Source organism: Amycolatopsis sp. w19 (assembly GCF_051373225.1).
Taxonomy (GTDB): domain Bacteria; phylum Actinomycetota; class Actinomycetes; order Mycobacteriales; family Pseudonocardiaceae; genus Amycolatopsis; species Amycolatopsis japonica.
The window spans coordinates 121829-135172 of sequence record NZ_JBPQFM010000010.1; the positions used below are offsets into that span (position 1 = coordinate 121829).

At 69.3% G+C, this 13344-nt stretch carries 9 protein-coding genes; 7 read left to right on the forward strand and 2 right to left on the reverse strand.

Annotation, left to right across the window (positions count from 1 at the left end):
* The first annotated feature begins 421 nt into the window (after positions 1-421).
* A complete protein-coding gene (locus ACSMFO_RS21105; protein ID WP_436460188.1) occupies positions 422-1234 on the forward strand; it encodes an alpha/beta hydrolase family protein in 813 nt (270 codons plus the stop codon).
* Here ACSMFO_RS21105 and ACSMFO_RS21110 read toward each other — a convergent pair.
* Together ACSMFO_RS21110 and ACSMFO_RS21115 are read right to left on the reverse strand one after the other, a co-directional pair.
* Entirely contained in the window at positions 1200-2168 is a 969-nt protein-coding gene (locus tag ACSMFO_RS21110) for a LysR family transcriptional regulator (protein WP_436460189.1), read from the reverse strand. The two genes, ACSMFO_RS21105 and ACSMFO_RS21110, sit on opposite strands and share 35 nt — an antisense overlap.
* Positions 2169-2244: 76 nt before the next feature.
* A complete protein-coding gene (locus tag ACSMFO_RS21115; RefSeq protein WP_037345470.1) occupies positions 2245-2673 on the reverse strand; it encodes a PaaI family thioesterase in 429 nt (142 codons plus the stop codon).
* Between the two features lie 223 nt (positions 2674-2896).
* On the opposite strand from ACSMFO_RS21115, the gene polA reads away from it, so the two are divergent.
* The 6 genes from polA to ACSMFO_RS21145 all read left to right on the forward strand — a co-directional run bounded on the left by polA (position 2897) and on the right by ACSMFO_RS21145 (position 13335).
* Positions 2897-5638 carry a DNA polymerase I gene (gene polA, locus ACSMFO_RS21120; RefSeq protein ID WP_038511295.1) on the forward strand — a complete coding sequence of 914 codons (2742 nt, stop codon included), beginning with the start codon at positions 2897-2899 and terminating at the stop codon, positions 5636-5638.
* A gap of 64 nt (positions 5639-5702) precedes the next feature.
* A complete protein-coding gene (locus ACSMFO_RS21125; protein WP_436460190.1) occupies positions 5703-7307 on the forward strand; it encodes a S1 family peptidase in 1605 nt (534 codons plus the stop codon).
* On the forward strand, positions 7304-9541 hold the full coding sequence (locus ACSMFO_RS21130; RefSeq protein ID WP_436460191.1) for a tetratricopeptide repeat protein: 2238 nt from the start codon (positions 7304-7306) through the stop codon (positions 9539-9541). The genes ACSMFO_RS21125 and ACSMFO_RS21130 overlap by 4 nt, the downstream gene beginning before the upstream one ends.
* Before the next feature lie 10 nt (positions 9542-9551).
* Entirely contained in the window at positions 9552-10964 is a 1413-nt protein-coding gene (locus ACSMFO_RS21135) for a VWA domain-containing protein (RefSeq protein ID WP_436460192.1), read from the forward strand.
* Positions 10961-12049: a hypothetical protein gene (locus ACSMFO_RS21140; protein ID WP_436460193.1), complete on the forward strand. Its 1089-nt coding sequence runs from the start codon at positions 10961-10963 to the stop codon at positions 12047-12049. Before ACSMFO_RS21135 ends, ACSMFO_RS21140 begins: the two co-directional genes overlap by 4 nt.
* Complete coding sequence (locus ACSMFO_RS21145) at positions 12046-13335, forward strand: ABC transporter substrate-binding protein (protein ID WP_436460194.1); 1290 nt, start codon at positions 12046-12048, stop codon at positions 13333-13335. Before ACSMFO_RS21140 ends, ACSMFO_RS21145 begins: the two co-directional genes overlap by 4 nt.
* Positions 13336-13344: the final 9 nt, after the last annotated feature.

Consider the following 13344-nt stretch of genomic DNA (forward strand, 5'->3'; position numbering starts at 1 on the left):
TCCCATGACCAACCAGCCGCCGGTAGGCGTTGCCCCCGACACAGGGGCTAGGTTAGGGCAGGAAGATATCCCCCTACGCCATGATCTGCCCAGACGCCCATCACTCTGTGTCCACATCGTGACGGTCGAAACCAGAACGAATTGCACGAAAAGGCGAATGTTGCCGGTTGGCGAGTCTTCGCTGGTCACGCTGGGGATTCACCGCTACCACGTCGATCATGCTCGTGGGTAATGATCCTGTTTCGGCCGCGTATCTTGCGCTTTTTCAGCTCCTTCGAGGGCGGCCGTTCGTCGTAGCAATGCTGCCCCAAAGGGCGTCAACGGTGCCCCCTCTTCCTTCGGCACCATGACAACCGATGGTTGTCACGGCGGTCCGAACGGCTGTTGGATCTCGGCCCTGACCTCGCGATTAGCTGTTCCCATGACGATGAGTACCGAAGCGATCGAAGGCGTGGCGGCAGGAGTTCCGTTCGTGGCGTTGCCGCCGTCGGACGGCGGGCGTCCGGCACCGTTGGTGCTGACCTGGCATCTGCTGGGCGCGCCGTTCAGCGAGGCCGCCATGGCGGCGGCGCTGCCGATGCGGGACCTGCACGCGTGGCGGGTACACCTCGGGTTGCCGCTGACCGGGAAACGGTTCCCCGAAGGCGGTTTCGAGGGCTTCTTCCGGCTGGCGAGCGAGGACAACGTGCTCAACGTCGTCGAACCGCTCACCAGGCAGGTCGAGGCGGAGTTCCCGGCGGCGGTGGCGGAACTGCGCTCCCGCTTGTCCATTGAGGACGGTCCGGTCGGGCTGGCCGGCGGTTCGCAGGGCGGCGGGGTCGCGCTGCAGATGCTGACCCACGCCGAGATCGACGTGGCGGCCGCCGCGCTGGTGAACCCGGTGACCCAGCTGGCGCCGGTGATCGCGGCGAACGAGCGGGTCTACGACGTCACCTATCCCTGGTCGGACCGGTCCCGCGCGGTCGCGAACGAGTACGACTACGTGCGGCGGGCTGACGAACTGACCGCGCCGATCCTGCTCGTCATCGGCGAGGAGGACGACGTCTCGATCACCGAACCGGCCGAAGCCCTGCACAAGGCGCTGGGGGAGCGGCGATCCGAGCTCGTCACGATCCCGGGGATGGCGCACGAATTCGCCGAGGCCCCTGGCCTCGAACCCGCTCCGCAGACCGGACACGCGAAGCTGGTCGACGCCGAGCTCACGCGCTGGTTCGCCCGGCACCTAGCTGTTTGAGGTCGTCGTCCGGCAGCCACGATCGGCCGGGATCGTAGGCGCACCAACCTTCTTCGTGGCTGGTCCGGCCCGCGAGCGCCAGCAGGCGCCGCAGGGCCGGGCCTTCGCCGCGGCGCCACACCACCGACCACGGGAACAGCGGCGACGGCTCGAACGGCAGGACTCGCAGATTCAGGTCGGACGCGAGGTCCATGTCGGCGCCGGCGAGAGTGACCCGCTGCTTTCCGTAGCGCGTCTGTTCCAGTGTGTGCCGGAGGTCGTAGCTGACCCCGGAGTCGTCGATCGGGACGTCGAATTCTTTGCATAGGCGTTGCAAATAAGAAAGCCATTCGACCGGGCCGCCCAATTGCGGAATCCAGATGCCCTCGTGCCGGAGATCGGACAATTTCAGGACATCGTTGTCCGCGAGCGGGTGTTCCGGCGCGAGAAGGGCGACCAGCGGTTCGAGCCGGACGAGCCGGTGTTCGAGTTCGGCGGGCACGTCGCGGCCGAGGTCCGCGACGCGGCCGAACGCGAGGTCGATCTCGCCGCGGACCAGCGGGTCGAGGGCGTTGGCCAGCCCGCGTCCGGCGACGCGCTCGACCGCCAGCGCCGGATCCCGTTGGGCGATGCGGCGCAACATGTACATCGGGGAGAGACGCGGGTCGATGACGTCGAGGCGGGGCGGGCGGTCCTGCAGGCCCATCGCGGCGACGGCGGCGTCGGCCGCGCGGATCAGGTCGCGCGCGTGCGGGAGGAAACGGTCGCCGTCGGCGGTGAGCTCGACGGACCGGTTGGTGCGCCGGAAGAGCTGGACCGACAGGGCGTCCTCGAGCTTGCGGACCCGCTTCGACAGAGCTTGCTGGGTGAGGAACAGGGATTCTGCCGCGCGACCGAAATGGCCGTGGTCGGCGGTCGCGACGAACGCGCGCACCTGGGCAGTGTCGAGATCCACGTCTGTCAAAGTACGTGAAGGCCCCCTTCGTGTACCTAGGCGCAATGAAGGGGGCCTTCACGGACTTCCGGCGCGCTCAGGCGCCCGGCGGCCGCTCCCGCACCACGCAGGTCAGCCGCGCCGTGCACGACCGGCGCCCCTGGTCGTCGGTCAGCACGATCTCGGCGGTCACGGTCCCGCGTCCGACGTGCACCGGCGTCGCGACACCGGTCACCCGCCCGGAACGGACCGCCCGGTGGTGCGTGCACGAAAGCTCGAGCCCCATCGTCGCCTTGTCGGTGCCGGCGTTGAGCGCGCAGACCATCGAACCGAGCGCCTCCGCGACGACGGCGTTCGCACCGCCGTGGAGGAGGCCGTAGGGCTGGAGGTTGCCCTCTACCGGGATGCTGCCCACGACGCGTTCGGGACCGAATTCGCTGATCTCGAGCCCGAGTTTGTCGTTGAGCTGCTGTCCGGCGAAGGCCGGGTCGATCCCGGCGAAGGTTTCGAGGGCTTGTTCGGTCACACAGAGCTCCTTAAACATTCGTGAACCCGCGACCACGATCGCGTCGCCAGGGCGCACGTTATCGAGTTTTTCTCACGTCCTGCCCAAGGGCGCCCTGCCGCCCCGATCGCGGGGCCTTCGGCCAGGCGGGTTCCTGCGCCAAGGGGGTCTGAGCAGCTCCGCCGACAGGCCGCAACAGACACGACAGGTAGGACTGTCAGACCCTCACCCTAGACTCGCTCCCGTGAGCCCGAGTGAGAACACGACCGTTGCCAACGCCACACCCGCCACCGCACAGGCCGAGCGGCCCAAACTGCTGCTGATCGACGGCCATTCGATGGCGTATCGCGCCTTCTTCGCGCTGCCCGCGGAGAACTTCAAGACGAAGACCGGGCAGACGACGAACGCGGTCTTCGGGTTCACCTCGATGCTCATCAACCTGCTGCGCGACGAGGCGCCGACCCATCTGGCGGTGGCGTTCGACCTCTCCCGCAAGACGTTCCGGTCGGAGACGTTCGCGGAGTACAAGGCCAACCGCAGCAGCACCCCGGACGAGTTCAAGGGCCAGGTCGGGCTGGTCGAGGACGTGCTCAGGGTCCTCGGCATCCCGGCGCTGACCAAGGAGAACTACGAAGCCGACGACATCATCGCCACGCTCACGACACAGGCGACCGCCGAAGGTTTCGACGTCCTCATCTGTACGGGCGACCGTGACGCGCTCCAGCTGGTGACCGACCAGGTCACCGTGCTGTACCCGAAGCGCGGCGTGTCGGAGATGACCCGGTTCACCCCGGCGGCGGTCGAGGAGAAGTACGGCCTCACGCCGGCGCAGTACCCGGACTTCGCCGCGCTGCGTGGCGACCCCTCGGACAACCTGCCCAGCATCCCCGGCGTGGGGGAGAAGACGGCCGCGAAGTGGATCCGGCAGTTCGGCTCCTTCAACGAGCTGATCGACCGGGTCGACGAGGTCAAGGGCAAGGTCGGCGACGCGCTGCGCGAGCACCTCGGCGCGGTGATGCTGAACCGTCAGCTCACCGAGCTGATCCGCGACGTCGAGCTGGAGCTCGGCCCGACGATGCTCGAGCTGCGCCCGTGGGACCGCGAGGCCGTCCACGCGCTGTTCGACGAGCTCGAGTTCCGCGTCCTGCGAGACCGGCTCTTCGCCACCCTGCAGAGCGCCGAGCCCGAGGCCGAGGAGGGTTTCGAGGTCAGCGGTTCGAAGCTCGCGCCGGGTGCCCTCACCGAATGGCTGTCCGCGCACACCGGCACGGACAAGCCGGTCGGCCTGGCGTTCCGCACCACCGGTGCCTCGGTCCGCTCGGACCTGAAGGCCATCACCTTCGCGGCCGCGGACGGCGAAGGCGCGTACGTCGACGTCACCGCGATGGACGCCGAGGACGACAAGGCGCTCACGGCCTGGCTCGCCGACGAGAAGATCCAGAAGATCGGTCACGAGCTCAAGGCCCCCCTGCACGCCGTCAAGGCACGCGGCTGGACGTTCGCCGGGCTCGTCATGGACACCGTGCTCGCGGCGTACCTGGTCCGTCCCGGCCAGCGCACCTTCGAACTCGACGACCTCGCCCTGCGGTACCTGCACCGTGAGCTGCGGTCCGAGGCGGACACCGGGGACGGGCAGCTTTCGCTGCTCGACGGCGGCGCCGAGGACATGGAGCAGAAGGAGATCCAGGCCGAGCTGGTCAAGGCCCGCGCGGTCGCCGAGCTCGCCGGCGCGCTGACCAAGGAGCTCGAAGAACTGGGCGGCGCGCAGCTGCTCGCCGAGCTCGAACTGCCGTTGCTGCAGGTGATCACCGGGCTGGAAGCGGCGGGTATCGCGGTCGACATCGAGCACCTGACGGACCTGGAAGCGCATTACCTCAGCCGGGTGACGCAGGCCGCGGAGGAGGCGTACGCGGTCATCGGCAAGCAGGTCAACCTCGGTTCGCCGAAGCAGTTGCAGGTCATCCTGTTCGACGAGCTCGGCATGCCGAAGACCAAACGCACCAAGACCGGCTACACCACCGACGCCGAGGCGCTGCAGAGCCTGTTCGAGAAGACCGAGCACCCGTTCCTGCAGCATCTGCTGGAGCACCGGGACGCGACCCGCCTGCGCACCACGGTCGAGGGCCTGATCAAGTCGGTCGCCGACGACGGCCGCATCCACACCACGCTGCTGCAGACGATCGCCGCCACCGGACGGCTCTCGTCGGTCGACCCGAACCTCCAGAACATCCCGATCCGCACCGAAGAAGGCCGGCGCATCCGCGACGCGTTCGTCGTCGGCGACGGGTACGCCGAGCTGATGACGGCGGACTACAGCCAGATCGAAATGCGGATCATGGCGCACCTTTCGCAGGACGAGGGCCTGATCCAGGCCTTCAACAGCGGCGAGGATCTGCACACTTTCGTGGCGTCGCGCGCGTTCTCGCTGCCGCCGGAGGAGATCACGCCGGAGCTGCGGTTCCGGGTCAAGGCGATGTCGTACGGCCTGGCGTACGGGCTTTCGGCGTACGGCCTTTCGCAGCAGCTGCGGATCTCCACCGAAGAAGCCAAAGAGCAGATGGAGGCGTACTTCTCCCGCTTCGGCGGCGTGCGCGATTACCTCCATTCGGTCGTCGGCGACGCGGCGAAGGTCGGCTACACCGAGACGATCTTCGGCCGCCGCCGCTATCTGCCCGACCTCAACAGCGACAACCGGCAGCGCCGGGAAATGGCCGAACGGATGGCGCTCAACGCGCCCATCCAGGGCAGCGCGGCCGACATCATCAAGGTCGCCATGCTCAACGTGCACAAGGCGCTGACCGAGGCGAAATTGAAGAGCCGCGTGCTGCTGCAGGTCCACGACGAGCTCGTTCTCGAGGTCGCCGAAGGCGAACGGGAGCAGCTGGAAGCGTTGGTGCGCCAGGGAATGGGTTCGGCCTACGAGCTGGCGGTCCCGCTCGAGGTCTCCGTCGGGTACGGGCGGTCCTGGAACGACGCCGCGCATTAGGCCTCGTGAGTGGTAATGACGGTTCTAACCGTCATTACCACTCACGATCGGTAGGGTCTTTCGCGTGACTTCCGAGCGCAGACGCTGGCGGGTGCGGCTGCGCGATCATCGTGGGCGGATCCTGGGCGCCGGGACCATGCTCGACGGTGAACACCTCCTCACCTGCGCTCACGTGATCGAAGGCCACGACGGTGTCGCGGTGGATTTCGTGGCGCTTCCCGGTGTTGAGCCCGGAATCGCCACGATCGTCGCGCAGGCGGCGCCCATCGGCGACGACGGCGGGGACATCGCGTTGCTCCGATTGCGTGACCCGGAGGAACAGATCTCCGGCGCCCCGCTCCATCGGACCGCTCTCGAAGACCACCAACGCGTTCGCGCGTATGGCTTCCCGGCCGGTTCGGACGGAATGTGGTCGCTGGCGACCGTCGTCGGCGACGGCGGGCACGGCCTCGAACGCGTCCAGTTGCACCGGCATCCCGACGCCGAGCCGATCACCCACGGTTTCAGCGGTTCCGCGGTGATCGCCGACAAGACCGGCCACGTCGTCGGCATGGTCGCGACCCGGTACGCGACCGAGGCCGCCCGTGTCTCCTGGATGATCCCGGTCGAGACCATGCTCGGTTATCTGCCGGAACTGCGCCGCTGGGCCGAAGGCAGCCCCGCGATCGACCCGAGTTTCGTGCAGTACCCGGAGCCGCCCGAGCTCGACCCACGGTTCGCGCGTGACTTCGCCCGATGGCTCGGAGGGCACGGCCTGGCCGACGTCCGGGTGATCATCATGGGGCAGGACGATTCGGCCGTCGCCGCCTCGTTGCGGCGCGCCGTCGTCCTCGCCGACCGCGAACGCGGTGCGGGCCGGACCGACACGGGGCCGACAGTGCCGCCGGTGGGCAGTGTCGTGCTCGCCGTCGACGCGATCGGCAAGACCGCCGACGAGGTGCGCCGCCGGATCTCCGACCGGCTCGACGTCGCCGCGGATTCGCCCGCGGGCCGTCACGGTTCCGCCCGTACCGTCGTCGTCTACGGGATCGACGAGGCCGCCGAACCCGACGAGCTCGTCGGTGAGGTGCTCGTGCCGCTGGCCCAGCGCGCGCACGAACTCGGGCTGCGGCTCGCGCTGGCGTTCCGCGAGGCGACTTCGCCGGGAGTGAGCGTGGTCCGGTCGAGCACGGACGTGCTGCCCGCGGACGAGGACGACATCGAGGGCAGGCTCGCCCTCCTGGAAACCCGGTTGGGTGAACTCGCCAAGCTGGAGAAGGACAATGCGAGCGACGCGCCCCGCTTCTCCGATGCCCCGCACGTTCATCCGAAGGAGCGGCGGCTGCGCGGCGCGCTGACGCAATTGCGTTCGGCGGAGCGGGACGGTGACACGGATTGGGTGAAACGGCAGCTTCCGGTCTGTGAGCGTGCCGTGGCCAAGACCGTCGATCGTGCTCGCGACCTGCGCCGCCTCCTCGGCGAAAACCTCGCCCGGCGCGCGGAACTGCGCGCCCGGCTCGACGCGTACGGGGAGATGGCCCGTAACGGCGGCCTCGTCGAAGACGTCGAACTGGATGCCGCCTACGCCCCTGCCTGGCGGATGCTCTTCGAAGGACCGTGCGACCTCACGGCCGCGGCGGCCGCCGTCGAGCGCTACGCGGACACCGTACGGAAACGGATCGACGGATGACGGCCTGCGGACAGGACGGCTGCCCGGGGGTGCTGGGCAAGACCGGCTTCTGCAAGATCTGCGGATTGCCGCCCGGCACTCCGGAAGAGCCACCGGGGAAACCGACCCTGGTGATCCCCGGCCCCGGTGAGGCGCAGACCAGGATCACCAGCACGGTGGCCACCCGTGCCCAGCAGATCGCGGGCCACGCCGGCACGGACGATCGGGCCCCGCTGCCCGTCGTCGAACTCCCGGAGGTCGCGAGCCGCCTGCTCACCGAGCCGCATGTCCCGGAGGAGGAACGGTTCTGCGGCAAGCATGGGTGCACGGCCACCCCGGTCGGCCGCTCGGTCGGTGGCGGGCCGGCACCCGCCGAAGGGTTCTGCCCGGTCTGCCGGACGCCGTTCTCCTTCTCGCCCAAGCTCGCGGCGGGTGACGTGGTCGACGGCCGCTACCACGTGCTCGGCTGTGTCGCGCGCGGCGGGCTCGGGTTCGTCTATCTGGCAACGGATTCCGGGCTCGGCGACCGGTACGTCGCGCTCAAGGGCCTGATCAACACGAACAACACCGCCGCCGTCCGGATCGCGGAGACCGAGAGCCAGGTGCTCACCGCGCTGGATCATCCGAACATCGTCCGGATCCTCGACGTCGTCAAGCACGACGACTTCCGCTACATCGTGATGGAGTTCGTCGACGGTCTTTCCCTGCGGGAGGTCAAGAACCGCCGCCGGGCCGGGCTGGAATCCGGCGAGGGACGGCTGCTGGTCGAGCACGTCGTGGGGTACGGGCGCGAGATCCTGACCGCGCTCGACTACCTGCACGGCGAAGGCCTGCTGTACTGCGACATGAAGCCGGACAACGTGATCCACGGCGAGAAGCGGATCAAGCTCATCGATTTCGGCGCCATCCGCAAGATCGACGACGACGAAAGCCCGATCGTCGGCACCGAGCACTATCAGGTGACCCCGAAGGAACGGGCGACCCACGGTCTCACCGTCCGGTCCGACATCCACACCGTCGGCGTGACGTTGCGGGAACTCTTCCAGGCCAGCGACGGCTGGTCGGTCACCACCGACGCGCGCGGTGTCCGGTTCGGCATCGAGTCGTTCCTCCGCGTCCTCGACCGGGCGACCGCGCCGTTCGAACAGCGGTTCGCGACCGCGCGCGAAATGCTGGTCCAGCTCGACGGCGTACTCGACGAGATCCTTTCCTTGCGGGACAAGCAGTACCGGCCCGGCGCATCGACGTTGTTCGCCGAAGGGGCGGTGCTGCTCGACGCGGGCCTCGGTCAGGCACCGCCGCTGGAGCACTGGACGCGCGGGGCGCCCGTCTCGCTCGGCGCGCGGCCGTCCGCCGAGGAGATCGCCCTCGGGCTGCCGGTGCCGCGTGAGGATCCGGACGACCCGCAGGCGAACTTCCTCCGTGCCGTCCGCGCGCCCGACGCGGCGCGGCTGCTGAAGAAACTCGACAAGATGACCGGTTCGCCGGAGGTCGGATTCCGCCGGTGCCGGGCGCAGCTGGAACTCGGGGCCGTCATCGAAGGCACGCTGGCGGTGGCGGAGGCCGAACGGCTGCTCGGGGAGCGCGCCGCCCACGACTGGCGGGTGGCGTGGCATCGAGGTCTGCTCGCGCTCGGCGAGGGCGATTTCGCCGCGGCCAAGGAGAAGTTCACCGCCGTGTACCGCGACATCCCCGGCGAGGAGCCGCCGAAACTCGCACTGGGGCTCTGCGAGGAGCACCTCAACGGTGCGGCCGCCGCCGAGCGGTACTACGACGCCTTGTGGGTGCGGGACCGGGCGCAGGTCAGTGCGGCGTTCGGGCTCGCGCGGGTCCGCTTGGCACGAGGCGATCGTGCCGCCGCCGTCGGGATTCTCGACCAGGTCCCGGAATTCTCGCGTTACGACGAGGCGGCGCGGATCGCCGGCGTACGGGTGCTGTCCGCGCCGATGCCGGAGACGGGTGACCTCCCGGCATCCGCGGAACTCGACGACGCCGTCGTCCGGCTTACCGCGTTGGACCTTGACGGCGACGCTCTCGACAGGCTCGTGACGGCGGTGCGGGAGACCGGGCTGGCGGGAGTGCTGCTCGGGCAGGACGGGATCACCGACGGCGAGATCCTGCGCGCGGACGAGACGGGTGCCCGCACCGTGCTGGACAGGTCGTACCGGCGGCTCGCCCATCACGCGCCCTCGCCGGAAGCGCACGACGTGCTGATCGATCTCGCGAATTCGGTGAGACCGGTGACCTTGGTGTGAAAGGGGAGAGATGAGGGAGCCGGGTCTGGGCCTCGAAGTGCACCAGAACAAGTTCCTGGCCGAGGGGGACCGGGCGATGACCGCGATCGTCCGGGTCGTCTCCCGCGGCGGTGAAGCGTCCGCGGCCAGGAGGGCCGCCGAGGTCCTGATGATCGACTGCTCCAGTTCGATGCGCTTTCCCAGCACCAAGATCGGCGAGGCCCGGCGCGCGGCCGCGGCGGCCATCGACGTCCTCCCCGACGGCGTGCGGTTCGCCGTCATCCAGGGCACCGATCGCGCGAAGATGATCTACCCGGCCGAGGACGGCCTGGTGACCGCTTCCGGCCGGACCAGGGCGGAGGCACGCGCCGCCGTCGAGCATCTCGCGGCCGTCGGTGGTACCGCGATGGGTGCCTGGCTGGCCAAGGCGCGCGACCTCTTCGACGGCGTGCCCGACGCCGTCCGCCACGCGATCCTCCTCACCGACGGTCGCAACGATTCCCAGACCAGGGCCGATCTGATGACCGTGCTGAACAGCTGCGAAGGCCGGTTCGTCTGTGACGCCAGGGGGATCGGCGACGGCTGGGAGCCCGCCGAACTCACCCAGATCGGCCGGGTCCTGCGCGGGAACGTCGATTCCGTCGTCGAGGACGACAAGCTCGCCGACGATTTCCGGCAGCTGGTCGAGAGCGCGATGACGAAGGTGCTGCCCGAGGTCCGGCTCCGGATCGGCACCATGCCGTTCAGCAGGCTGCGGTCGATCAAGCAGGTGTTCCCCGACGAGTACGACCTCACCGACCGGTGCCGGGAGGTCGGCGTCCGCGAGCAGGAGTTGTCGCTCGGTTCGTTCGCGAGCGACGAGACGCGGGACTACCAGCTGATCCTGGATCTCGATCCGGACCTCGAACCGAGCCACGGACAGGACCGCCAGCTGGCGTGGACGGAACTCGTCCCGGTGCCGGGAGCCGCGGTCGAGGAGGACGCGCTGGCCATCGCGGGGCGGTGGACGCGCGATCCGATCCCGCCGACGCTGATTCACCCGATGGTCTCGAAGTACGCCGCGCAGGCCGACCTCGGCGAGGCGCTGACCGCGGGCGGCGACGCCTACGCGGCAGGCGACCGGGCCGGAGCCGAACGGGACTGGGGGCGCGCGGTCGCCCTGGCCACCGCCGCGGGTGACGAAGAGACCCTCAGCCGTCTCTCCGGGGTCGTGGAGATCGTCGACGCGGAGAAAGGCGTGGTGCGGCTGCGCCCGGACGCGACCCGCAGCCACGCGTTGCACGTCGTCATCCCGTCGAGGGTTTCGGAAATCGCCCTTCCGCAGGAAGATCGGCCGATGCCCGACGGAACACCGGTCGCCTGCCCGGCCTGCCCCGCGCTCTCACCCGCCGGGGCGAACTTCTGCGTCGGCTGCGGAAGACCGTTCGGCGAGGTCGTTTCGTGACGGCCACCCGGGTGCGGCTGGTCCGGCTCCGCACCGCGTTGCTGGCGCTCACCCTCGCGGTACTGGTGGTCTCGCTGTGGGCGTTCCAGAACGTCCAGAACACGGCGGAGACCGTCCGCGACCGCACCGCGCAGGCGGTACTCGAAGTGACCGCCGCGCGGGCCGCGCTGGTGGCCGCCGACGCCGCCGCGATCGCGAGTTTCGCCTCCGGTGAGGCGAAACTCGCCGGGCCGGGGCAGGAGTACGCGAACCAGTTGGCGCTGGCGAGCCAGAGCCTCGCGCGGGTCGCGGAGTTCAACCAGGCGGGTGAAGCGGGCGGCAATGCGCTTCAAGTGATCGAAAGCCAGGTCGCGGCCTACTCGGGCTCCATCGGACAGGCCGACGTGCACTTCCGCCAGCCGGACGCCGCCGTGCTGGGCGCGGTCGATCTCTGGCACGCCTCTCGTCTGCTGCACGCTTCGGGCGGTGTCCTGGAAGAGCTGGAAGTGTTGCAGGGCAGGCAACGTGAGGCGCTGGACCGGCAGCTGGCGGACACCGGGATGAGCCTCGCGATGCTCCCGCTGTGGCTGCTGCCGGTGCTGGCCCTGCTGGTGCTGCTGGTCTTCACCCAGCTGTACCTGCGGAAGCGTTTCCGGCGCGTGGCGAACCTCCCGCTGCTCGCGGCGACGGTGCTGATCGCAGCCATCGGGGTCGCCCTGGTGCTCACGCTGATCAGCCGCGACAGGCTGGATTCGGTCGGGGAGCGGCTCGACGGTGTCGCCGCCGCGCGGTCTCAACAGATCCAGGCGGCCGACGACGCAGGTCAGCGAGAGCTCGCCGACCTGCTGACCGGGTACTGCGACGAAAGGCAGGGATGCGGGGTGACCGTCGACGAGTTCCGGGTACGGGCACGCGGGTCCACGACGGTGGCGACGGACAACACCCGGGTGGCCACGGCGGGCGCGAAGGCGGTGGCGGCCGACGCCTCCGCCGCGGCCGAATCCGGCGGACGGGAGTTCCTGATCCCGGCGGGCACCCTGCTCGCGGGCGGACTCGTCCTGCTCGGGCTGCACGCCCGGATCGACGAATACCGGTATCGCCCGTGAAGCGCCTGATCGCCGTGCTGACGGCGCTGTCACTGGTCGCGGGCGGCTGTTCGGCGTCGGCGGAGGACGAACCGGTCGTCGTCCTCGCGTCCTGGACCGGCGGCGAGGAAACGGCCTTCCGCCAGGTGCTGGACGCGTTCAAGGCCGACACCGGGATCGGTTACCTCTACGAAGGCACCCGGGCCGTCGATCAGGTGCTCGCTTCGGACGTCCAGCGCGGTACCCCGCCGGACGTGGCCGTCCTGCCCAACGCCGGAGTGCTGGCGAAATACCGGAAGTCGGGCGACCTGCTGCCGCTCGACGACGACCTTTCCGCCGCCGTGACGCGGTCTTTCAGCTCGCAGTGGGTCACCCTGCAGAAAATCGGCACCGAGAAGCTGTACGCGGTCGCGGTGAAGGCCGATCTCAAGAGCCTGATCTGGTACGACCCGGCGCGGATGACCGGGATCCGCCCGACGACGTTCGCCGCGCTCCGCGAATATTCGGCAGGGCTGACGGCGGCGGGCGGCACGCCCTGGTGTGTCGGGATGGGCGCCCCGCCCACCTCGGGCTGGCCGGGAACCGACTGGATCGAAGACATCCTGCTGCATTCGGCGGGGCCGGAGAAGTACCGGCAGTGGGCGTCCGGCGGGTTGCCGTGGACCTCGCCCGAGGTCGAACAGGCTTGGCTGGACTGGGGTTCCGTGCTCGAACCCACCGCGATCCGCGGCGGTACCGCGGCCGCGCTGCTGACCGATTTCGGCGACGCGGGCAAGGCCATGTTCACCGACCCGCCGGGCTGCGCGCTCGAACACCAGGCGTCGTTCATCATGAGCCGCTACCAGAACTTCAACCGCCCCGACGGGACCTTTCCCAAGCCGGGCAACGATTTCGACTTCCTCACCTTCCCCGGCCGCGACGTCTCCGAGGTCGCGGCGGACCTCGCCGGGATGTTCCAGGACACCCCGCAGGCGCGCAAGCTGATGGAGTTCCTCGCTTCGGAGAAGGCACAGCGGATCTGGCCGTCGATCCCGCGCGCGAACGCCTTTTCCGCCAACCGGAAGCTCGGCCTCGACGTCTATCCGGATCAGGTGAGCCGGAGGGTCGCGGACACGATCACTTCGGCGTCCGCGCTGTGCTTCGACGCCTCGGACCTGATGCCCGCGACGATGACCGGCGCGTTCCACCGGGCCGTCCTGGAATACCTGAGCAACCGGGACCGGCTGGACATCCTGCTGAAACAACTCGACGACGTCCGAGAAAGCATCCAGCAGGGCGAATGGTTCGAAATCCCCTGTGGACAGTGAGGAGTATCG

What these genes read in the sequence shown, in the direction of transcription:
- ACSMFO_RS21105 (WP_436460188.1), top strand. Translation starts at nt 422, where the DNA reads ATGACGATGAGTACCGAAGCGATCGAAGGCGTGGCGGCAGGAGTTCCG.
- ACSMFO_RS21130 (WP_436460191.1), top strand. Translation starts at nt 7,304, where the DNA reads ATGACGGCCTGCGGACAGGACGGCTGCCCGGGGGTGCTGGGCAAGACC.
- ACSMFO_RS21135 (WP_436460192.1), top strand. Translation starts at nt 9,552, where the DNA reads ATGAGGGAGCCGGGTCTGGGCCTCGAAGTGCACCAGAACAAGTTCCTG.